This window comes from Microbacterium sp., assembly GCF_036823965.1.
Taxonomy (GTDB): domain Bacteria; phylum Actinomycetota; class Actinomycetes; order Actinomycetales; family Microbacteriaceae; genus Microbacterium.
The window spans coordinates 96,139-117,048 of sequence record NZ_DAITBE010000006.1 but is presented as its reverse complement, the minus strand read 5'-3'; the positions used below and the strand labels follow the sequence as shown (position 1 = coordinate 117,048).

Here is a 20,910-nt window from a genome sequence, read left to right as displayed (position 1 = left end):
GGCGACGGCTCAGTCGAGCTCCTCCGTGAGCTCGAACCAGCGGAGTTCGAGTTCTTCGATCTCGGCCTGCTGATCGCTGATCGCCTTCATCTTGACGCCGAGTCCCTCGAAGTCCGCCTGGTCGTGATCCGCGAGCGCCTGCTTCGCCGCGTTGACCTGCTGCGTGAGCTTCTGGATGCGGCGCTCCAGCGCCGAGATCTCCTTCTGCGCCGAGCGCAGCGCGGCGCCGTCGAGGCTGGAGGCCTTCTTCGCAGTGTTCACGGACGTCTGCGACTTGCCGGGTGCCGAGGTCTGCAGCTGACGCAGACGCAGGTACTCGTCGACTCCACCGGGGAGGTGACGCAGGTGTCCGTCGAGGATGGCGAACTGCTGGTCGGTGACGCGCTCGAGGAAGTACCGGTCGTGGCTCACGACGAGCAGGGTGCCGGACCACGAGTCGAGCAGATCCTCGATCGCGGCGAGCATGTCGGTGTCGAGATCGTTGGTCGGCTCGTCGAGGATCAGCACGTTGGGCTGGTCGAGGAGCACGAGCAGCAGCTGCAGACGGCGCTGCTGTCCACCGGAGAGATCCTTGACCGGCGTGGAGAGCTGCGCCGAATCGAAGCCGAGCCGCTCGAGGAGCTGCCCTGGCGTGAGCTCCTGCGCCTTGGAACCCGACCCCATCGTGTACGAGGTCCGCAGCCGCGAGATGACGACGCGCACCGGCTCGCGGCGCACATCCTCGAGCTCGTCGAGGCGCTGGGTGAGGGTCTTGACCTTGACCGTGGTGCCGCGCTTGACGCGGCCGACAGTGGGCTCGACGGTGCCGGAGATGAGTCCGAGCAGGGTGGACTTGCCTGCGCCGTTGACGCCGAGGATGCCGGTCCGCTCGCCGGGGGCGATGCGCCACTCGATGTCGCGGAGCACCACTTTGTCCGTGGTGCCTGAGCCTGTCGAAGGGTCGACGGTCGGATAGGTCACGCCGACGTCGAGCAGGTCGACCACGTCCTTGCCGAGGCGAGAGACGGCGAGCGACTGCAGCGACACCTTGTCGCGGATCTCCGGCACGTCGGCGATGAGCTCGTTGGCCGCGTCGATGCGGAACTTCGGCTTCGCCGTGCGCGCAGGAGCTCCTCGACGGAGCCACGCGAGCTCCTTCTTGGCGAGGTTCTGGCGCTTGGCCTCGGTGGCCGCCGACATCCGGTCGCGCTCGACGCGCTGCAGGATGTACGCCGCGTAGCCGCCCTCGAAGGGCTCGACGATGCGGTCGTGCACCTCCCAGGTCTCGGTGCAGATCTCGTCGAGGAACCACCGGTCGTGGGTCACGACCAGGAGCGCTCCGGAGTTCTGGCTCCAGCGCTTCTTGAGGTGTCCGGCGAGCCAGGTGATGGCTTCGACGTCGAGGTGGTTGGTGGGCTCGTCGAGGGCGATGACGTCCCAGTCCCCGGTCAGGAGCTTGGCGAGCGAGACGCGTCGGCGCTGGCCACCGCTGAGCGAGCCGATCTCGGCATCCCACGGCAGGTCCTTCAGGAGTCCCTCGATCACGTCGCGGATCCGGGAGTCGCCGGCCCACTCGTACTCCGGGGTGTCGCCGACCACGGCCTGGCTGATCGTGACGTCGTCCGCGAGGGTGTCCGCCTGGGAGAGCACGCCGATCGTGGTGCCGCCGCGCATCGTGACGCGGCCGGAGTTCGGCTCCTTGATGCCTGCCAGCATCCCGAGGAGGCTGGACTTGCCGTCACCGTTGCGGCCGACGATGCCGATGCGGTCGCCTTCCTCGATGCCGAGGGTCACGGAATCGAAGACGACCCTGGTCGGATATTCGAGATGGAGGGCTTCAGCCCCGAGAAGATGTGCCATGTCCTCTCCAGGGTAGTCGGGTGGGGCTGGGCGTTCGCCCGCCCTTCGAGAACCTAAACTCGACGGGTGCCATGGAAACGCCGGGTGTTCTCGCTCTCACTAGACAATCGCAGGGCGAAGCTGGTCCAGTCGAGAAGGCGACCCGGTCGCTTCGAGCTCAGCGTGGATGGAATCCCGCAGTCGGTCGTCTCGATCACCGACCCCACCTACCTCGACTACGAGTACACCCGGCACATCGCCCGCGCGATGGATGCCGCCGCTGAGCCCGGTGCGCCATTGTTCACCGTGCATCTGGGGGCCGGAGCACTCACGCTGGCACGCTATATCGAGGCCACGCGCGCCGGATCGCCTCAGCTCGTGGTCGAGTTCGAGCCCGATCTCTACGCAGCAGTGATCGCCGCACTGCCGCTGCCTCCCGGCTCTGACGTGCGCGTCATCTTCGGCGATGCTCGGACGGTCGCAGACGCGCCGCTGCCGAACGAGACGCCATCGCCGGTGCCGCCATCTCCGTCGCCCGGACTCGGCGCCGCAGAGACGACCGGTCGCCCCGCGACCGACACCGATTGGGTGGATGCGTGCTTCACCGTCGTCGATCTCTGGGACGCCGCCGTCGTCCGGCATCGCGTGGCCAGCCTGGAATTCTACCGACGGGTCGCCGCGCGCTCCGCAGCAGCGGGCGTCGTCGCAGTGAACCTCATCGATGGGCATCCGTTCGACTACTCACGACGACAGGCGGCCACGCTGCGCACCGTGTTCGATCACGTCGCCGTGGTCCTCGACGCAGAACCCGAGGATGAGGAAGGGCCACTCGGCAACGTCGTCATCTTCGCGAGCGATGCGCCGCTGGACATCGTGACGACCCCCGAGATCCTCGGCACACCGCGGCCCCACTTCCTCCACGACGGCCCTCTCACATCATGGATCGCTGACGCGCGCATCATGACCGACGCCGACGGCACGGACTCCCCCGACCCCGACGACCCGATCTGGGCCTAGCGCACCGCGTCGCGACGACCTCCGGTCGGGCGGCGGATGCCGGTGCGGCGCTCAGGCGTGCAGGTTCCGCAGCTCACGCAGTGCGTCGTCGAGGATCTCAGGGAAGGATCGGGTCTCCCCCTCGGCGAGCCAGGCGACGAAGGCGGCGTGGAATGCGGCGGATCCGCTCTGCGCGGCGAGTGAGGCGGTGAGGGGGCTGATGCCTCGGGCCAGGAGCGCCGAGGTGAGCGCGTCGACGAGGCTGGTGCGCTTGAGCGATTCGCGCTCCTGGAGGGCAGGGCTGGAGTCGATGACCCGCTGACGCCCCCGGGAGAGCGGACGTCGCTCGTCAGGGAAGAATGCGGCGCCACCGCGGAAGGCAGTCTCCACGAGTGACATCGGCGCCTGCTCCGCCGACGCGTCGAGGGCTTCGAGGAAGTGCGCCTGGTACTCGTCCTGGTTCGTGAAGAGCACCTCGCGCTTGTCGGCGAAGTAGCGGAAGAACGTGCGCTCGGTCACGCCTGCCGCCGCGGCGATGTCGCTGACGGTGACCGCATCGAAGCCGCGTTCGGCGAAGAGGTCGATAGCGGCCTGCTTGAGTCGATTCTCGGAATCCGCCAGCCATCTCGCCATGCCTTCATCCTAGCGATGACAGTGCATGACATCACGTGCTACGCTCATGTCACACACTGACATGAAAGGTCTTGACATGCGTGTTTTCATCACCGGGGCGAGCGGCTGGATCGGATCCGCCGCAGTCGACGAGCTCCGCACAGCGGGGCACGACGTGCTCGCACTCTCCCGCAGCGACGCGAGCACGGCGGCGTTGGAGCGCGCGGGGGTCTCCGTGCTGCGCGGCACGCTCGACGATCTCGATACGCTTCGCCAGGGCGCGGGCGAGGCTGATGCCGTGCTCCATCTCGCGAACAAGCACGACTGGGCGAACCCCAAGGAGTCCGACCGCGCCGAGCGCGCGGCAGTGGAGGCGCTCGGCGATGCCCTGGTCGGCAGCGGCAAGCGGTTCGCCCTGGCGTCCGGTCTCCTCCGCCTCGACTCGTCGCGCCCCGCGCTGGAGTCCGACCCGAACCCCGGAATCGGCCCCGACGCGCCCCGCGGCGGCAGCGAGAACCTCGCCCTCGACTACGCCGCCCGCGGCGTGCAGAGCATCGCGCTGCGCTTCGCGCCGACCGTGCACGGCATCGGCGACCACGGTTTCATCTCGCTGATCGTGGCTGCCGCCCTGCGCACCGGCGTCTCCGGCTACATCGGCGACGGAACGAACGCGTGGGCAGCCGTGCATCGCGGCGATGCCGCACGCTTGGCGCGGCTCGCGATCGAGCAGGCCCCTGCGGGGGCTCGGCTGCATGCGGTCGCCGAGGAGGGCGTTCCCACTCGGGTCATCGCCGAGGCGATCGCACAGCGACTCGGCATCCCGACCGCGTCGATCGATCCGACCGACGCCGTCGATCACTTCGGATTCATCGGTCGGTTCTTCGGTGCGGACATGACCGCCTCCAGCGAGGTGACGCAGCGAGCGTACAGCTGGACGCCGATCGGGCCGACGCTCATCGAGGACATCGCCGCCGGAGCGTACACCCGATGACTCCACCGCCCAGATGGAAGATGGCGATCATCACCTGGCTCGCCGTCTACCCGCTCATCACCGCGCTGCTGCTCCTCCTCGGACCACTCATCCTCGGGCTGCCGATCCCGGTGATCACACTGATCCTCTCCGTCACGCTCGTGGCGCTGCTGTCGTTCGTGGTCATGCCGCTGCTGACTCGGGCGTTCCAGCCGTGGCTGCGCCAGGGCGCCCGCCCTGCCACTCGTCCGGAGACCGACGTCGCGGAGGGCGCGAGCGGCGCCTGACCCGGGGTCGAAGGTCGCCCCTGCCCCGCTCGCAGGCGTCAGGAGCCGTCGGCGGCTCTGCGCCTGCGAGTGAGCAGGAGTGCGCCTCCTGCAGCGAGCAGTACCGCTGCTCCTGTCAGCGCGATGACGTCGAACTCGGCCCCGGTCTCCGAGAGGCGATCCGGGGCGCCGGCTCCTCCGCTCGAAGAGCCGTCGCCGGAGCCGTCAGGGTCGGCAGTCGCGGTCGCGTCCGCGGTGACGATGAGCGTGGCGGCATCCGTGGTCGTCGCGCCGGTCGCGTTCGTGAACACGGCCCGGTACTGGATGCCGGTGGCGGATGCCGGTGCCGCGACGACCGTGTAGGACGAGCCGGTCGCGTCGGGAATGGCGACCCAGTCCCCCGCGTCCGGAAGCTTCGACTGCCACTGCACCGTGGGCGCCGGCGTGCCGATCGCCCCGGCGGTGAACGTCGCGTCCTGACCGGCGACGACACTCGCGCCGATCGGCTGTGTCGTGATCTGCGGGGCCGCGGGCGCAGGCTCGTCGAGATCGTCGACGGAGGTGCCGGGGATGGTCGTGCCGGGAACGGCATAGATGAAGCGGATGCCGCGGCTGAACGCGGCGCCGATCACCGACAGGTGCGTCTCGTCCGCGAAGACATGGGCGCCGAGCTCGAGCCCGTCATAGGAGCGCGACGTGAGCGTGCGGGCGAAACCGATCATGTCGCTGGTCATCGGGAAGCCGCTGGTCGTCTCCTCCAGCGATCCGACCGACAGGAACACGCGCGCGTCGAGCGCGTCGTTCTCGGCGGCGTACTCGCTCTCGGTCTCGAGGATCGTGCGGTCATCCCACCAGATCGAGGGGCTCGCGATCACGAAGCGCTGGAACAGGCCCTCGTTGTGCAGCAGCGTGTACGTCGCGAAGAGTCCGCCGAAGGAGTGGCCCATCAGCGCCCGGTCGCCTGGGTCGACGTTGAAGTCGCGGTCGATCTGCGGCACCAGTTCGTCACGGAGGAACGACAGGAATTCCGGTGCGCCGCCGGACGGTGTCGCCACGCCGATGTCGGTCGGCGTCAGGTCCAGCGTTCTCGGCACGCCCGAAGCGGTGAACCCCTGGCCGGGGTTGTCGTAGCCGATTCCGACGACGACCGTGCCCGGAGCATTCAATCGAGCGGTCTCGACCGCGAGGCCGAACTCGGCGTTCGCGTCGGTGACGTAGAGCACTCGATATGGTGCACCGTCCGCGTTGTAGCCGGACGGGAGCGCCACGGAGATCTTGTAGGTGCGGTCGGCCTGGGAGGTCATCAGCCAGGTCTGCACATCGCGGATGAAGGGATCCGGTGCGTCGGCGACCTCGGCGGGCACGATCGTTCGAGTCTCCGCCTGTGCCGCCTGATGATCAGTCAGACCACCCGCGGCGAGCGCCGTCGCGAGTGCGAGGGCGATCAGCGCCTGCCGACCACGTCCACTCCGTAGCTCGAAATGCATGAGACATCCCTTCATCGGTCCGGTCGAGTGAGAGTCAACCTACGGCGCGGCGCACTGCCGCCCCATAGGTTGCGCACACAGCGACGAGACCCGGAAGTGTGCGCTTGGCCCGGGGACCGTGCGGGGTTCGCACCGAACCTTCTCGTATCTTTGTTCGAATGTCGGTGGTCGGTGATGGACTGTGTCCATGACCGCACTGCTCGACGCGACCGACTCCCAGATGGCGATGCTCGCCGATCTGGTCGCCGGGCTGCAGGCGGCGGAGGAGACGATCAGCGGCATGCAGGCGGTTCGCGACGGCATACTCGCGATGGCCTCTCAACTGGCGATCGACATCGCACAGGGCGCCGAGCATCCCGACTACGGCGACATGGCGACTCGTGCGGTGGCCGCCGAGATCGGTGCGGCGCAGCGCGTGAGCGATCGCACGATCGAACAGCGGATGGCGGCGGCCTCACGGCTCGTGACCGACCTGCCGGCAGTGTGGGCCGCGCAGGGCGCCGGTCGCATCACGGCCGCGCATGCGCGGGTCATCGTCGAGGCAGGGGCGCATCTCGACGACCCGGTCGACCGGGCGGCCTACGCCGCAGCAGTGCTGGTGGTGGCCGAGGTCGAGTCGCCGAACCGACTGCGGCGCGATGCGCGCAGGATCGCGGAGGAGTACCAGTCGCGCTCACTGACGGAGCGGCACCGCGACGCCCGCGAACAGCGACGCGTCTGGGTCACGGACCTCGACGATGGGATGTCAGCACTCGGCGTGCACGGTCCGTCGACGCTCATCCACGGCATGTACGACCGCCTCTCGCAGATGGCGCATCGCATCCGTGATGAACGCGCTCGGACGGCGAATGCGCAGCCGCAGGAGCAGCAGCAGGACGGGGATGCAGGCGACAGCACCGACGAGCGAACGGTCGATCAGCTCCGCACGGACCTGCTCTCGGATCTCGTCCTCACCGGCGCACCGACCGGACACGACTCGGCGGACGCGCTGCTCGGCGCCATTCAGGCTCGCGTCGAGGTGACCGTGCCGGTCCTGACGCTGATGGGCGGCGGCACCGACCGGGATGACTCGACTCCGGCCGAGCTCGACGGACGGTGCCCGATCGACGTCGCCACTGCCAGACGTCTCGCGGGTGCTGCGACCGGATGGGACCGAGTGCTGACGCATCCGATCAGCGGAGCGATGCTCGCCGTCGACCGCTATCGACCGAGCGATCACCTGAGACGACATCTGCGGGCACGCGACCAGCGCTGCCGATTCCCCACGTGCGGGCTCGCCGCGCGCATGTGCGACATCGACCACAACCACCCGGCGTCCGAGGGCGGGTCGACCTGCGACGACAACCTCGCGCACTTCTGTCGGCGGCATCACATGATGAAGCACCACTCCCCCTGGCGGGTCGCCCAGGCGGCCGGCGGCGTGCTCGAGTGGCGGAGTCCGACGGGCAGCATCTACATCGACCGGCCACCTCGACAGAACACCGTGCGGTTCGAGCCCGCAGCACGGTTCGAGCCCGCAGCACGGTTCGAGCCCGCAGCACCGAACCCCGTGCCGTTCTGAGGAGCCGGAGGAGTCCGGATACATGAGCGGGAACATCTCGTCACAGGCACCTCGGCAACGAAAGAGCCGTCCGGGTCGTATGACCCGGACGGCTCCTCGTTCGCCCTCGATGAGGGCTGGGTGATTACTGGTACGACTTCACGATCTCGAGGAGGCTCGGGACGTTGGCGTATGCCTCAGCAGCGTTCTCCTTCGTGACGATGATCGGGTCGAGCAGGTAGGCCGGGACGACCTTCTTGCCGTTGTCGTACTGGTCGGTGTCGTTGACGTCGACCTCTTCGCCCTTCTGGAGCTGGCCGACCATCTTGATCGACTGCTCGACGAGGAGCGTGGTGTCCTTGTTGATCGTGGAGTACTGGACGCCTTCCATGATCGACTTGACGGACTCGACCTCGGAGTCCTGACCCGTGACGACCGGAACCGGCTTCCCGGCACCCTGCACCGACGTGATGATGGCGCGGGCGAGGGTGTCGTTCGGGGAGAGGACGCCGTCGAGCGTCTCGGAACCGTACGAGGAGGTGAGCAGCGAGTCCATACGGCGCTGCGCGTTCTCCGGCTTCCAGCCCTCGGTCGCCGTCTGTGCGATCTCGGTCTGGCCCGACACCACGTTCAGCGTGCCGTCATCGATCTTCGGCTGGAGCACGTCCATCGCACCGTTGAAGAACACCGGAGCGTTCGCGTCATCCGGCGAGCCCGAGAACAGCTCGATGTTGTACGGAGCCTCGTGACCCGCACGCTCGGCGAGACCGTCGAGCAGAGCCTGGCCCTGCAGCTGACCGACCTTGAAGTTGTCGAAGGCCACGTAGTAGTCCACGGCCTCGGTGTTCTCGATCAGACGGTCGTATGCGATGACCGTGACGCCTGCGTCACGAGCGGCCTCGACCTGCGTGGACAGCTGCTTGCCGTCCTTCGCGCCGATGATGATGACCTTCGCGCCACCGGTGACCATGGCCTGGATCTGGTTCTGCTGCTCGGCGACCGTGTTGCTGGCCGGCGCGTACTGCACGTCTGCCTTGAATCCGGCCTTCTCGAGACCGTCGGTGAACAGCTGGCCCGCGAGGACCCAGTTCTCCGAGGTCTTGTCCGGCAGCGCGACACCGATCGTGGCGTCGGCGGCGAAGCCCTTCGCGGTCTCCTCGCCGGCACCGCTGCCGGTGTCTCCGCCACGCTCCGAGGAGCAGCCGGTGAGGGCGAATGCGCCCACGGCGACAAGCGCTGTCGCCGTCAGAAGAATCTTCTTCATGTGATCTCTTTCTCTGGTGTGTGAAGGTCTTGTCACGCGGGCACGCGACTCGACCCCTACTTTCCGCGCGTCTCGTCGACGGCGGGGGCTTCGTACTTCTGACCTGTGGGGTAGTTCGCCTTCGGGTCGAAGGTCTCGAGTGCCGGGTCTTCCTTGCGGCCGAACCGGCGCGTCATGAACCCGATGATCGAGGGGCGACCCTGCTGCTTGTTCCAGACGTCGACGCCGACGGCGATCAGGAGCACGAGACCCTTGATCATCGAGACCACGTCGGCACCGGCGCCGAGCAGCGCGAGTCCGTTGTTGAGGAACGCCATCACGAGACCACCGATGATCGATCCGATGACGGTACCGATACCACCGGAGACGGCGGCGCCACCGATGAAGACCGAGGCGATCGCGTCGAGCTCCCAGCCGTTGCCGTCCTGCGGGCCGGAGGCCGTGGCACGGGAGACGTAGATCATGCCGGCGAGAGCCGCGAGCACCGACATGTTCATCATGACGAAGAAGTCGACCCAGCGGTCCTTCACACCCGAGAGGCGTGCTGCCTGGCGGTTGCCACCGACGGCGTAGATGTGACGACCGAACACGGTGTTGCTGGTGATGAACGTGTAGAGGATGACGAGCAGGAGCAGGATCACGCCGGAGATCGGGAAGCTGGTTCCCTCACGACCGGTCGCGAACAGCCAGCCGGCGATCAGGATGACGACCGAGATCAGCACGACCTTGGTGACACTCACCCAGGTCGGCGCCATCTCCGCGTTCATCTTGCGCTGCGCGCGGCGCAGGCGGATCTCGGAGAACACGATCCAGGCGACACCGGCGAGCGCCAGCAGCATGGTCGGGATGTTGAACGGCAGCGGCAGGTCGATCTCGGGCAGGTAGCCGGCACCGATCACGCGGAAGCCGTCGGGCACCGGGATGGACTGCGAGTCGCCGACCCACTGGTTCGCGCCGCGGAAGAAGAGCATGCCGGCCAGCGTCACGATGAACGCGGGCACCCCGACATAGGCCACCCAGAATCCCTGCCACGCACCGACCAGCACACCGACGCCGAGGCCGAGCACGATCGCGAGCGGCCAAGGGAGGTTCCAGTCGGCCATCGCCTTCGCGACGATGATGCCGGTGAACGCGGCGACCGATCCGACCGACAGATCGATGTGGCCCATGATGATGACCATCACCATGCCGATCGCGAGGATCAGGATGTAGGAGTACTGGTTGACGACGTTGATCAGGTTGCCGGAGGACAGCGTGAGTCCCTGGCCCTTGAAGATGAACGTCAGCAGCTGGAACACGACGAGGATCGCGACGAGACTGCCGAGGATGCCGAACTGGCGGAGCGTGGACTGCCCGCCGCCGAACATCTTCGTGATGTCCTTGAAGTGGAACCCGCGCTTCGCGGTGGTCGATTCGGTGGTCATGCGGATGCTTTCTGAGTCGCGGAGGTCATGCTGCGCATGAGGGCCTCGGGTGTCGCCTGGTCGGCCGGGATGCAGTCGGTGACCCGACCTTCGAAGACGGTGTAGATGCGGTCGGAGATGCCGAGCAGTTCAGGCAGCTCGCTCGAGATGACGATGACGCCCTTGCCCTGCGACGCGAGCTCGTTGATGATCGCGTAGATCTCGTACTTCGCGCCGACGTCGATGCCGCGGGTGGGCTCGTCGAGGATGAGCAGGTCGGGGTCGGTGAACATCCACTTCGCGAGGACGACCTTCTGCTGGTTGCCGCCGGACAGCTTGCCGACGCCCTCTTCGACCGAGGGGGTCTTGATGCGCAGCGCCTTGCGGTACTGGTCGGCGATCGCGAACTCGGCGCGCGGGTCGACGACACCACGTCGGGCGATCTTGGAGAGCTTCGCCGAGACGGTGGCGCGCTTGATGGTGTCGAGCAGGTTGAGCCCGAGCACCTTGCGGTCCTCGCTCACGTAGGCGAGTCCGTGCTTGATCGCTGCTGCCACATCGGGGAGCGCGATCTCCTGACCGTCCTTGATCATCGTCCCCGACAGGAACGTGCCGTAGGAGCGGCCGAACATGCTCATCGCGAACTCGGTGCGTCCGGCACCCATGAGCCCCGCGATGCCGACGACCTCACCGCGACGGACGTTCAGGTTCGAGCCCTTCACGACCATGCGCTCGGTCACGGTGGGGTGCTGCACCCACCAGTCCTTGACCTCGAAGAAGACCTCGCCGATCTCCGGCGTGCGGTCGGGGTAGCGGCTCTCGAGCGAGCGGCCGACCATGCCGCGGATGATGCGGTCCTCGTTGATCTCGCCGCGCGAGATGTCGAGCGTCTCGACGGTGCGACCGTCGCGGATGATCGTGATCTCGTCGGCGATCTGCTCGATCTCGTTGAGCTTGTGGCTGATGATGATCGACGCGATGCCCTTGGCCTTCAGACCGAGGATCAGGTCGAGCAGGTGCTGCGAGTCGTTCTCGTTGAGGGCGGCGGTCGGCTCGTCGAGGATCAGGAGCTTGACGTCCTTGTTCAGGGCCTTCGCGATCTCGATCAGCTGCTGCTTGCCGACACCGAGCGTCTTGATCTGCGCGTCAGGGTCCTCGTTCAGGCCGACGCGGGCGAGCAGCTCGATCGTGCGCTGCTTCTGCGCCTGCCAGTCGATGCGGCCGAAGCGGCGGATCTCATTGCCGAGGAAGATGTTCTCGGTGACCGAGAGCTCGGGGATGAGCGCCAGCTCCTGGTGGATGATCACGATGCCGGCGGCCTCGCTGGCCGCGATGTCGCGGTAGCGCTGCTCCTCGCCGTACAACAGGATGTCGCCCTCGTAGGAGCCGTAGGGGTACACGCCCGAGAGGACTTTCATCAGGGTGGACTTGCCGGCGCCGTTCTCGCCGCAGATGGCGTGGATCTCGCCCGTCCGAACGGTGATGGAGACGTCGGAGAGAGCCTTCACCCCCGGGAACTCCTTGGTGATGCTGCGCATCTCCAAGATCGGGCCTGAAACAGTCGGCAACGTTGCTGTGGTGCTCACGGATCTTCCTCGCGACGTGCGGTCACCTTCGATGTGACCGTTCACATTGGTTTACATCGTCCAATGATGACGAGACGGTGTCAAGTCCGGACGGGGATTTTGTGTCGTTACCGTGATCCGGACGACTCACGCAGGCGCAGCGTTGTCTGCAGGGGACCAAACGTCGGCACCTGCTCGCCGCGGATCTGAGCGAGCAAGATCTTGACGGCACGACGCCCGAGCTCCGGGAACTCCTGGTGCACCGTGGTGAGCGTCGGCGCGACGTGGGCGGCGACCGGCACATCATCGAAGCCGACGACACTGATGTCATCCGGCACTCGCACCCCGGCGGTCCGGAACCCGTGCAGCAGCCCGATCGCCATCAGGTCGTTCGCCGCGAACACCGCAGTGAAGTCGCGACGGCGTGCCAGCTCCTGCCCTGCGAAGAAGCCGAAGTCCGCGGTCCAGTCGCCGCGGATCGGCGGGAACGTCGGCAGATCCGCCTCGCGCAGCGCGTCGAGGTATCCGCGCATCCTGGATTCCGCCTCGATCCAGTCCTGCGGTCCCGCAAGATGCACGATGTCGGTGTGGCCGAGACCGATGAGATGCTCCGTCGCAGCGCGAGCGCCAGCGACCTGGTCCGCGGAGAGGCTCACACCGTCCGATCCGGAGGCCGTCTGCAGCGTCACGAACGGCATCGACACATCCATGCCGCGCAGGACATGGAAGACGCGCACCTGCGGCGCGAGCACGATGATGCCGTCGACCTGCTCGCGTGCGAGCTGACGGACCGCGTTGCCGATCGCCTCCGGCGTGGTGTCCGAGAGGTTCAGGGTCGAGACCGAGTACCCCTCCTCGCGCGCGGCGTTCTCGATGCTCGCGATCGAGGAGGTCGGGCCGAACTCGCCGATCGTCGCCGACAGGATGCCGAGCATGTTCGACTTGCTCGTGACCAGCGCTCTCGCCGCGAGGTTCGGCCGATAGTCCAGCACCGAGATCGCATCGAGGACCTTGGCCTTGGTCTCCGGCCGGATGCTGGGGTGATCGTTGAGCACCCGGGAGACGGTCTGGTGCGAGACACCAGCCAGACGGGCGACATCGCGGATGCTCGGCAGGCGGGCACGCTCAGAGCCGTTCGACATCACGGCCTCCTCGCTGCATGTGCACGGTCACATCCCCACATCATTATGTACTCAGCGTCGGCTTCCCGCACACCGATGCGTCGACACGGCGGCGCACACGAGGCCCCGAGGAGGGCAGTCGCGCAACGTCCATCGAAAAGAGAAATCCGTCGCGACCCGGAACTTATCGCTAGACTGAGTTCACCCAGCGGGGCGTCTCCGACCCTGCACCCGATGAACGCTCGCCTGAGGAAGGACTCAACTTCGTCCTGGCCTGCCGTCGAGCGTATGGCGACAGGAACAGCCATGAGCTCCGCGAAGCGAACCTCACTCACCCTCACCGGCGCACTTCTGCTGCTGGCCGGCATCATCGCAGCGACCCTGACGACGACCGAACCCGAATGGTGGGAGCTGTACTTCAGCCGCCTCGGCATGACCGGCGACTTCTCGGCGATGCTCTTCAACGGCGGCGCCATCATGGGCGGCATCTCGATCGCATCCGGCGGCGTCATGATGCGGATCTGGTTCCTGCGGTCACCCCTGATCGCCACGAAAGCCCACCGACGTGCGGCACGGGTGATCCCGTTCTTCGGCGTCACGCTCGGACTCAGCCTCGCCGGCATCGGCGTCTTCCCGCTCTCGGTCGACAAGCTCGCGCATGACATCTCGTCGAACGGGATGATCGTCTCGTTCCTGTCCCTGTTGATCGCGCACCGCATCTATCTCCGTTCCCTGTCGCGGCTGCTGAGCGTGCTCGCCATCATCACCGGCAGCGCGCTGGTGCTCAGCCTCGGAGCGATGAGCTTCGGCCTGATCAACCTCACGGTGTTCGAGGCGATCGGCTTCACCGCGATCCTGTCGTGGGTGCACCTGCTCGAAACGCACGTCCGCAGCCTCGCGACCGCACTGGAACCACGACGCACAGCGAACTCTCAGCAGATTTCTTTGTCCCCCATTTGGGGGACAAGCAAAATGGCGCTAGTCTCTGAGGCGTAGCTGGGGCTACACGGGGATGCGTCTGGGGCGCGGAACCAACGAAGTGAGGCAGACCGCCACGTCCCTTGTGGTGAGCACCCTCTCGGGAATCGGTTGGGGAACCGGATGTCCCGAGAGGGGCTGCCCGCTCCGACGTCGTCCGATGTCAGTGGATGATGCGCGCTCCCGGCACCGGACCATGCACGTGCAGCGCGTCACGGCCGGACCGCTGCAGCACGGTCTGCACGTCCTGCGCCGACTCCGGATCCGCGCACAGCAGCGCGACCGTCGGACCCGAGCCGGAGACGATCCCGTGCAGCGCACCGGCGCGGATGCCGTCCTGGATGGTCGCATCGAGATCGGGACGCTCGAAGACAGCCGCTGCCTGCAGATCGTTCAGGAGCGACTCGGCGAGCAGCGCCGGATCCCCGGCGCGCAGTGCCTGGAGCACCGGGATGGGCACATCCAGTGACAGCGGGGGATCGTCGGCCAGCATCCCCTCCTCCTCGCGCAGTGCGTCCAGGCGTCCGTAGACGACGGGAGTCGAGAGGCCCTGCTCGCTCGTGACCAGCACCCAGTCGAAGCGACCGCGCGCGAGCGCCGGGTTCAGCTGATCACCGCGACCGGTGCCGACTGCGGTGCCGCCGTGCAGCGCGAACGGGACGTCGGCGCCGAGCCGGGCTGCGAGCTCGTGCATCCGCGCTGGCGAGAGGCCGGTGCCCCACAGCGCGTCGCAGGCGACGAGCGCAGCCGCGGCATCCGCCGACCCGCCGCCCATGCCGCCCGCGACCGGCACGCTCTTGCGGATCTCGAGCGCCACTCCCCCGTCGTACTCGGTGGCGGTGGCGAGCAGCTTCGCCGCGCGCATCGCGAGGTTGCGATCGTCGAGCGGCACCGAATCGACATCATCGACGCCCGACACGGTGATCGAGAAGTCGTCGGCCGGGCGCGCGATCACGTCCTCATACAGCGAGACAGCCTGGAACACCGTCGCGAGCGCGTGGTATCCGTCGTCGTGGCGCCCGCCGACGCCGAGGTAGAGGTTGATCTTCCCCGGCGCCCGCACATGCACTGACTCGGTCGACGCGAAGACGCTCATGATCCGACGACCGTCACAGCTCCGAGGACTTCGCCCACAGGTTCACGTCGATGGAACCGGCGAGTGCGTCGATCCGCGCCAGCTCCTCCGTCGTCAGGGGCGGGCCGTTGACCGCGGCGATGTTCTCGTCGAGCTGCGAGGTGCGCGATGCGCCGATCAGCGCCGAGGCGACGACCGGGTTGCGCAGCGTCCACTGCAGCGCGAGCTGCGCGAGCGACTGACCGCGCTCTTGGGCGATCTCGTTCAGCGACCGCAGCGTCTGCACGGCGTCGTCCGAGAGTCGACCCTCCGGCAGCGAACCGCGCTGCTGCGCACGGTCAGCGGTCCCGTCGCCGAGGTACTTGTCGGTGAGGAGCCCCTGCGCGAGCGGCGTGAAGGCGATGGCGCCGAGGCCGTTGGTCTGCAGCGTGTCGTTCAGTCCGTCCTCGACCCAGCGGTTGAGGATCGAGTACGCCGGCTGGTGGATGACGAGCGGCGTGCCCAGCTCCTTGGCCACGTCCACCGCCTCCTGCGTGCGCTCGGCGCTGTAGGAGGAGATGCCGACGTACAGCGCCTTGCCCTGGCGGACCAGGGTATCGAGCGCGCCGACGGTCTCGGCGATCGGCGTCACCGGGTCGACCCGGTGCGAGTAGAAGATGTCGACGTAGTCGAGGCCCATACGGGTCAAGGACTGCTCGGCGCTCGCGAGGATGTACTTGCGGCTCGCGAAGTCGCCGTAGGGACCAGGCCACATGTCCCAGCCGGCCTTCGACGAGATGATGAGCTCGTCGCGGTACGGACGGAAGTCCTCGGCGAAGATGCGCCCGAAGTTCTTCTCGGCAGAACCGTAGGGCGGGCCGTAGTTGTTGGCGAGGTCGAAGTGGGTGATGCCGTTGTCGAACGCGTGACGCAGCAGCGCGCGCTGGTTGTCGAGCGGGATGTTGTCGCCGAAGTTCCACCACAGGCCGAGCGAGATCGGCGGCAGGAAGAGGCCGGACGACCCGACCTGGCGGTAGGCGAACTGCCGGTAGCGGGCCTCGTCGGCGGCGTACGGGCGGTGCAGTTCGGGAACGTTCGGGCTGAAGCGGGGCGAGTCGGTCACGGTGCCAGATTAGTCCCTGTCGCCGATCGCGCCCGTCGTCGCGGCATACAGCGCAATACGGTGATAGTCCTCGACCGTCAGGTCCTCGCCGCGTGCGGTCGGGGCGACGCCTGCGCCGATCAGCACCTCGGATGCCGCGGCGGAGCTGCCGAACAGGCCGGACAGCGCCTGACGCAGCATCTTGCGACGCTGGTTGAACGCCGCATCCACGATCTGGAACGTGCGTCGACGCTCGTCCTCGCTGCCGCGCTCGCCCGCAGACCGGTCGAAGCCGACCAGCAGGCTGTCGACGTTCGGAACCGGCCAGAACACCTGACGCGAGACGTTTCCGGACAGTCGCCACTCGCCGTACCAGGCGGCCTTCACGCTCGGCGAGCCGTAGATCTTCGAGCCCGGTTTGGCCGCGATGCGCTCTGCCACCTCGGCCTGCACCATCACGACGCCGCGTTGCAGGTAGGCGAAGTGCTCGAGGAAGTGCAGCAGCACCGGCACCGACACGTTGTAGGGCAGGTTCGCCACGAGCACGCTCGGCTCGCCGGGGAGCTCGGTGATGCGGAGCGCATCAGCATCGACGACCGTGAGCTTCCCGCCCTCGACACCGTGCTCAGCAGCCGTCTGCGCGAGCCTGGCCGCGAGGCGGTGATCGATCTCGACGGCTGTGACGGATGCTCCGGTCTCGAGGATCGCGAGCGTCAGGGACCCGAGCCCTGGGCCCACCTCGACCACGCGCTCTCCCGGCTGCACGCGGGCGGCGTGCACGATCTTCCGCACGGTGTTCGCGTCGACCACGAAGTTCTGGCCGAGCTTCTTCGTCGGTGTGACGTCGAGCTCGGTGGCGAGGCGGCGGATCTCGGTTGCGCCGAGCAGCGTGACGGTCATTGTTCCATTGTCCCCTACCCGGAGCGATGTCCCCGGCGGCGGCTAGTCTCTGGGGGTGCCCTCCCTCGGTGAACTCGTCGCCCCGCGCCGCATGGGCAGGGACTTCCGGTGGCTGCTCGCCTCATCGTGGACCAGCAACGTGGGCGACGGCGTGGCGCTCGCAGCTGCTCCCCTGCTCATCGCGTCGATGACCTCGTCGCCGCTGCTCGTCGCCGCCGGCGCGATCCTGCAGTTCCTTCCGTGGCTGCTGTTCGGGCTGCACGCGGGTGCGATCGCCGACCGCTTCGACCGGCGGCGACTGGTGATGTTCGCGAACGCCGCCCGTGCGGTCGTGCTCGCCGGGCTCTGCGTGTTCCTGGTCACCGGCGTCGCGAACATCTGGATCGTGCTCGCCGTGGCCTTCCTGTACGGCACGGCCGAGGTGTTCGTGGACACCGCAGGCAGCACGCTGCTGCCGATGCTCGTGCAGCCGACCGACCTCGGCATCGGCAACGCACGGCTCCAGGCGGGGTATCTGGTCGCGAACCAGTTCGCCGGCCCGCCGCTCGGCGCCTTCCTCTTCGCCGCGGGCACTGCCTGGCCGTTCCTGCTCGAAGTGGTGTGCGTGAGCCTCGCCGTGGTGCTGATCTCGCGCATGGCGCGGACTCCGGTGCCGTCGCGGGAGTCGGCTGAGCCTCCCCGCGTCCACACCGACATCGCGGAGGGACTGCGCTGGCTCTGGCGCAATCCCCCGGTACGGATGCTGGTGCTGATCATCCTGCTCTTCAACGTCACCTGGGCGGCGCCCTGGGGCGTGCTGGTGCTCTACGCCACCGAGCACCTGCACATGGGCGCGGTGGGCTACGGCGCGCTCACGACGGCCTCAGCCGTCGGCGGCCTGCTCGCGACCGCGAGCTTCGGCTGGCTGGAGCGCCACGTGTCCTTCGCGACGCTCATGCGCGTCGTCCTCTCGCTCGAGGTGCTCATGCACCTCTCCTTCGCGCTCACCACCACCGGGTGGGTGGCGCTGGTGATCATGTTCTTCTTCGGTGCCTACGCGTTCGTCTGGGGCACCATCTCGACGACCGTGCGGCAACGGCTCGTCCCCGCCGCGTTGCAGGGCAGGGTGGCCTCGGTCAACATGGTCGGCGTCTTCGGCGGCATGGTCATCGGGCAGGCGCTCGGCGGCGTGATCGCCGAGATCTGGGGACTCACCGGCCCGTGGTGGTTCGCGTTCGCCGGCGCCGCCCTCACGCTCGTGTTCGTCTGGAAGCCGATCTCGCAGATCGTCAGCGCGACGCCGGTGGATCAGGCGCCGACAGCTCAGGCGTCGAACGAGCCGTAGACCCGGAGCGTGTTCTCCGCGAGCTGCGTGCACAGCTCGTCGACATCGAGCTCGAGCTCGGCGGCCATGAATCGCACCGTGAGCGGCACGAGGTAGGGCGCGTTCGGGCGTCCACGCAGCGGCACGGGTGTCAGGAACGGCGCATCGGTCTCGACGAGGATGCGGTCGAGCGGCGTCACCTTCAGCGCATCGCGCAGGTTCTGCGCGTTCTTGAACGTGACGTTGCCGGCGAAGGACAGGTGGTAGCCGGCATCCGCGCAGATCCGCGCCATCGCATCGTCACCCGAGAAGCAGTGGAAGACGGTCGTGTCGGGGGCGCCGACGCGCGTCAGGGTCTCGAGGACGGCCTCGTGCGCATCGCGGTCGTGGATCTGCATCGCGAGGCCGTGCTGCTTCGCGATCGCGATGTGCGCCTCGAAGGACTCGTGCTGCGGCCACTGGCGCTCCGGCTCCGTGCGGAAGAAGTCGAGCCCGGTCTCGCCGATCGCCCTGGTCCGCGGATGCGCGGCGAGTTCGTCGATCACCGCGATCGCCTCCGCCAGGCGACCCTCCTCGGCATATGTCGGAGCGTCATTGGGATGGATGGCCACAGCCGCGAGCACCCGCGGATCGGACGCTGCAGCCTCGACAGCCCAGCGCGACGACTCGATGTCGCCCGAGGCCTGGATGACGCCGGCGATGCCGACGGCCTGCGCTCGATCCAGCTGCTCGGTCAGCGACAGCGGCTGATCGCCGTCGAGGATCTCGAGGTGCGCGTGGTTGTCGTACACCGGCACCGCAAGCGGCTCGGGGGCAGCCGGATATTTCAGATCCTTGCGGCCGTCTCCCGAGCGCTCGCGCACATACGTGTCAGCCATGGCTCAGGAGGTGGACTCCACACGCGGGAACAGCGGCGCGAGACCGTTGACGCTCGTGCCGGGGCGCAGCACGCCCCAGGCTCCGGCCTCACGGATCGGCTGGTCCTGCAGGCCGCCGAGGCTCTCCGCCGCGCCGAGGGCGACCCAGAGCTTCTCAGTGGCCTGCGGCATCACCGGCGAGAGCAGCACCGCCAGTGCGCGCAGCCCCTCCGCACACGTGTACAGCACGGTACCGAGGCGTCCGCGCTGTGCCTCGTCGCGGGCCAGCGCCCACGGCTCGTTCTCGGTGATGTAGCCGTTCAGCGCGTCGACGATCGTCCAGATCGACGAGATGGCCTCGTCGATGCGGAACTGCTCGATCGCGGCATCCGCACTGCTCGCGGCATCCGCGACGATCTTCTGGATCGCAAGGTCCTGCTCGGTGTAGTCCGCCGCAGGCGGCACGACGCCCTCGAAGTACTTCTCGATCATCGCCGTGGTGCGCGACGCCAGGTTGCCGAAGCCGTTCGCGAGCTCGGCCTGGTAGCGCGCGGACAGGTCCTCCCACGAGAAGGAGCCGTCCTGCCCGAAGGCGATCGCCGAGAGGAAGTAGAAGCGGTACGCGTCGGAGCCGAAGACGTCGGTGATCTCGGTCGGTGCGATGCCGGTGAGCTTCGACTTCGACATCTTCTCGCCGCCGACGAGCAGCCAGCCGTGCGCGAAGACGCCCTTGGGCACCTCGACGCCGGCGGCCATCAGCATCGCGGGCCAGATGACGGCGTGGAAGCGCAGGATGTCCTTGCCGACCACGTGGTACGCGGGCCAGCGGCGCTCGAACTCCGACTGGGCTCCTGCAGCTGCCGAAGCATCGCCGAACCCGACAGCGGTGGCGTAGTTGAGCAGCGCGTCGACCCACACGTAGATGACGTGCGACTCGTCCCACGGCAGCGGGATGCCCCAATCGAACGCGGAGCGCGAGATCGAGAGGTCCTTGAGACCCTGACGGACGAACGAGACGACCTCGTTGCGCGCGGACTCCGGACGGATGAAGTCCGGCTGGGTCTTGTAGAGCTCGAGCAGGCGGTCCTGGAACTCGCTCAGCTTGAAGAAGTAGTTCTTCTCCTGCAGCAGCTCGAGCGGCTTGGAGTGGATCGCGCAGACCTTCAGCCCCTCGAACGGACCGGTGCCGTCGAGGATCTCGGACTCCGGCTTGAACTCCTCGCAGCCGACGCAGTAGAGCGCCTCGTACTCGCCCGCGTAGATGTAGCCGCGGTCGTAGATGGCCTGCACGAACTTCTTGACGCGCTCCTCGTGCCGCTCCTGCGTGGTGCGGATGAAGTCGTCGTTGGCGACGTCGAGCGTCTCCAGCTGCGGGAACCAGCTCTCGGTGACGAGCTTGTCGACCCATTCCTGGGGGGTCACGCCGTTCGCGGCAGCGGCCCGCAGCATCTTCTGGCCGTGCTCGTCGGTGCCCGTGAGCATCCAGGTGTCATCGCCGGCCTGGCGGTGCCAGCGCGCGAGCGTGTCGACGGCCACCGTCGTGTACCCGTGGCCGATGTGCGGCACATCGGACGGGTAGTAGATGGGCGTGGTGATATAGAAGGATTCGCCTGCGGGCATGGAGCAATTCTAGGCGGGATGCCGGGCGGCGTGACGCCGTGGGGAAACGGTCGT

At 67.6% G+C, this 20,910-nt stretch carries 18 protein-coding genes; 6 read left to right on the top strand and 12 right to left on the bottom strand.

What is annotated here, in order from left to right; genetic code table 11:
* Positions 1-9: 9 nt before the first annotated feature.
* Positions 10-1,839 carry an ABC-F family ATP-binding cassette domain-containing protein gene (locus V7Z82_RS11775; protein WP_334151744.1) on the bottom strand — a complete coding sequence of 610 codons (1,830 nt, stop codon included), beginning with the start codon at positions 1,837-1,839 and terminating at the stop codon, positions 10-12.
* A gap of 162 nt (positions 1,840-2,001) precedes the next feature.
* Between V7Z82_RS11775 and V7Z82_RS11770 the strand changes: the two genes are divergently transcribed.
* On the top strand, positions 2,002-2,835 hold the full coding sequence (locus V7Z82_RS11770; RefSeq protein WP_334151743.1) for a spermine synthase: 834 nt from the start codon (positions 2,002-2,004) through the stop codon (positions 2,833-2,835).
* A gap of 51 nt (positions 2,836-2,886) precedes the next feature.
* Here V7Z82_RS11770 and V7Z82_RS11765 read toward each other — a convergent pair whose 3' ends face one another.
* Positions 2,887-3,447 carry a TetR family transcriptional regulator gene (locus V7Z82_RS11765; protein WP_334151742.1) on the bottom strand — a complete coding sequence of 187 codons (561 nt, stop codon included), beginning with the start codon at positions 3,445-3,447 and terminating at the stop codon, positions 2,887-2,889.
* A gap of 76 nt (positions 3,448-3,523) precedes the next feature.
* On the opposite strand from V7Z82_RS11765, the gene V7Z82_RS11760 reads away from it, so the two are divergent.
* Together V7Z82_RS11760 and V7Z82_RS11755 are read left to right on the top strand one after the other, a co-directional pair.
* Positions 3,524-4,417, top strand: a complete 894-nt coding sequence (locus tag V7Z82_RS11760) for an SDR family oxidoreductase (RefSeq protein WP_334151741.1) — start codon at positions 3,524-3,526, stop codon at positions 4,415-4,417.
* Entirely contained in the window at positions 4,414-4,683 is a 270-nt protein-coding gene (locus V7Z82_RS11755) for a hypothetical protein (protein ID WP_334151740.1), read from the top strand. The genes V7Z82_RS11760 and V7Z82_RS11755 overlap by 4 nt, the downstream gene beginning before the upstream one ends.
* Before the next feature lie 38 nt (positions 4,684-4,721).
* Here V7Z82_RS11755 and V7Z82_RS11750 read toward each other — a convergent pair whose 3' ends face one another.
* Entirely contained in the window at positions 4,722-6,149 is a 1,428-nt protein-coding gene (locus tag V7Z82_RS11750) for an alpha/beta hydrolase-fold protein (RefSeq protein ID WP_334151739.1), read from the bottom strand.
* Between the two features lie 187 nt (positions 6,150-6,336).
* On the opposite strand from V7Z82_RS11750, the gene V7Z82_RS11745 reads away from it, so the two are divergent.
* Positions 6,337-7,710: an HNH endonuclease signature motif containing protein gene (locus V7Z82_RS11745; protein WP_334151738.1), complete on the top strand. Its 1,374-nt coding sequence runs from the start codon at positions 6,337-6,339 to the stop codon at positions 7,708-7,710.
* 124 nt (positions 7,711-7,834) lie between these two features.
* Here the strand turns inward: V7Z82_RS11745 and V7Z82_RS11740 are convergent, their stop codons facing one another.
* The 4 genes from V7Z82_RS11740 to V7Z82_RS11725 all read right to left on the bottom strand — a co-directional run bounded on the left by V7Z82_RS11740 (position 7,835) and on the right by V7Z82_RS11725 (position 13,063).
* Positions 7,835-8,953, bottom strand: coding sequence for a sugar-binding protein (locus tag V7Z82_RS11740; RefSeq protein ID WP_334151737.1), 1,119 nt, complete (start codon positions 8,951-8,953; stop codon positions 7,835-7,837).
* 56 nt (positions 8,954-9,009) lie between these two features.
* On the bottom strand, positions 9,010-10,377 hold the full coding sequence (mmsB, locus tag V7Z82_RS11735) for a multiple monosaccharide ABC transporter permease (protein ID WP_334151736.1): 1,368 nt from the start codon (positions 10,375-10,377) through the stop codon (positions 9,010-9,012).
* On the bottom strand, positions 10,374-11,894 hold the full coding sequence (mmsA, locus tag V7Z82_RS11730; protein WP_334151882.1) for a multiple monosaccharide ABC transporter ATP-binding protein: 1,521 nt from the start codon (positions 11,892-11,894) through the stop codon (positions 10,374-10,376). Before mmsA ends, mmsB begins: the two co-directional genes overlap by 4 nt.
* A 155-nt stretch (positions 11,895-12,049) precedes the next feature.
* Entirely contained in the window at positions 12,050-13,063 is a 1,014-nt protein-coding gene (locus V7Z82_RS11725; RefSeq protein ID WP_334151735.1) for a LacI family DNA-binding transcriptional regulator, read from the bottom strand.
* A 285-nt stretch (positions 13,064-13,348) separates the two neighbouring features.
* Here V7Z82_RS11725 and V7Z82_RS11720 point away from each other — a divergent pair, with 285 nt between their 5' ends.
* Positions 13,349-14,038, top strand: coding sequence for a DUF998 domain-containing protein (locus V7Z82_RS11720; protein WP_334151734.1), 690 nt, complete (start codon positions 13,349-13,351; stop codon positions 14,036-14,038).
* Positions 14,039-14,183: 145 nt separating this feature from the next.
* Here the strand turns inward: V7Z82_RS11720 and V7Z82_RS11715 are convergent, their stop codons facing one another.
* Genes V7Z82_RS11715 through rsmA form a run of 3 tightly spaced genes read right to left on the bottom strand, consistent with a single transcriptional unit; the run spans position 14,184 to position 17,076 of the window.
* Positions 14,184-15,116 (bottom strand): 4-(cytidine 5'-diphospho)-2-C-methyl-D-erythritol kinase, encoded by a 933-nt coding sequence (locus V7Z82_RS11715; RefSeq protein ID WP_334151733.1) that lies wholly within the window; start codon positions 15,114-15,116, stop codon positions 14,184-14,186.
* 13 nt (positions 15,117-15,129) lie between these two features.
* Positions 15,130-16,197 carry an L-glyceraldehyde 3-phosphate reductase gene (gene mgrA / locus V7Z82_RS11710; RefSeq protein ID WP_334151732.1) on the bottom strand — a complete coding sequence of 356 codons (1,068 nt, stop codon included), beginning with the start codon at positions 16,195-16,197 and terminating at the stop codon, positions 15,130-15,132.
* Between the two features lie 9 nt (positions 16,198-16,206).
* Positions 16,207-17,076: a 16S rRNA (adenine(1518)-N(6)/adenine(1519)-N(6))-dimethyltransferase RsmA gene (rsmA, locus tag V7Z82_RS11705; RefSeq protein ID WP_334151731.1), complete on the bottom strand. Its 870-nt coding sequence runs from the start codon at positions 17,074-17,076 to the stop codon at positions 16,207-16,209.
* A 55-nt stretch (positions 17,077-17,131) separates the two neighbouring features.
* On the opposite strand from rsmA, the gene V7Z82_RS11700 reads away from it, so the two are divergent.
* On the top strand, positions 17,132-18,400 hold the full coding sequence (locus V7Z82_RS11700) for an MFS transporter (RefSeq protein WP_334151730.1): 1,269 nt from the start codon (positions 17,132-17,134) through the stop codon (positions 18,398-18,400).
* Here the strand turns inward: V7Z82_RS11700 and V7Z82_RS11695 are convergent.
* Positions 18,379-19,257, bottom strand: coding sequence for a TatD family hydrolase (locus tag V7Z82_RS11695; RefSeq protein WP_334151729.1), 879 nt, complete (start codon positions 19,255-19,257; stop codon positions 18,379-18,381). The two genes, V7Z82_RS11700 and V7Z82_RS11695, sit on opposite strands and share 22 nt — an antisense overlap.
* A 3-nt stretch (positions 19,258-19,260) precedes the next feature.
* Positions 19,261-20,856 (bottom strand): methionine--tRNA ligase, encoded by a 1,596-nt coding sequence (gene metG / locus V7Z82_RS11690; RefSeq protein WP_334151727.1) that lies wholly within the window; start codon positions 20,854-20,856, stop codon positions 19,261-19,263.
* Positions 20,857-20,910 lie beyond the last annotated feature (54 nt).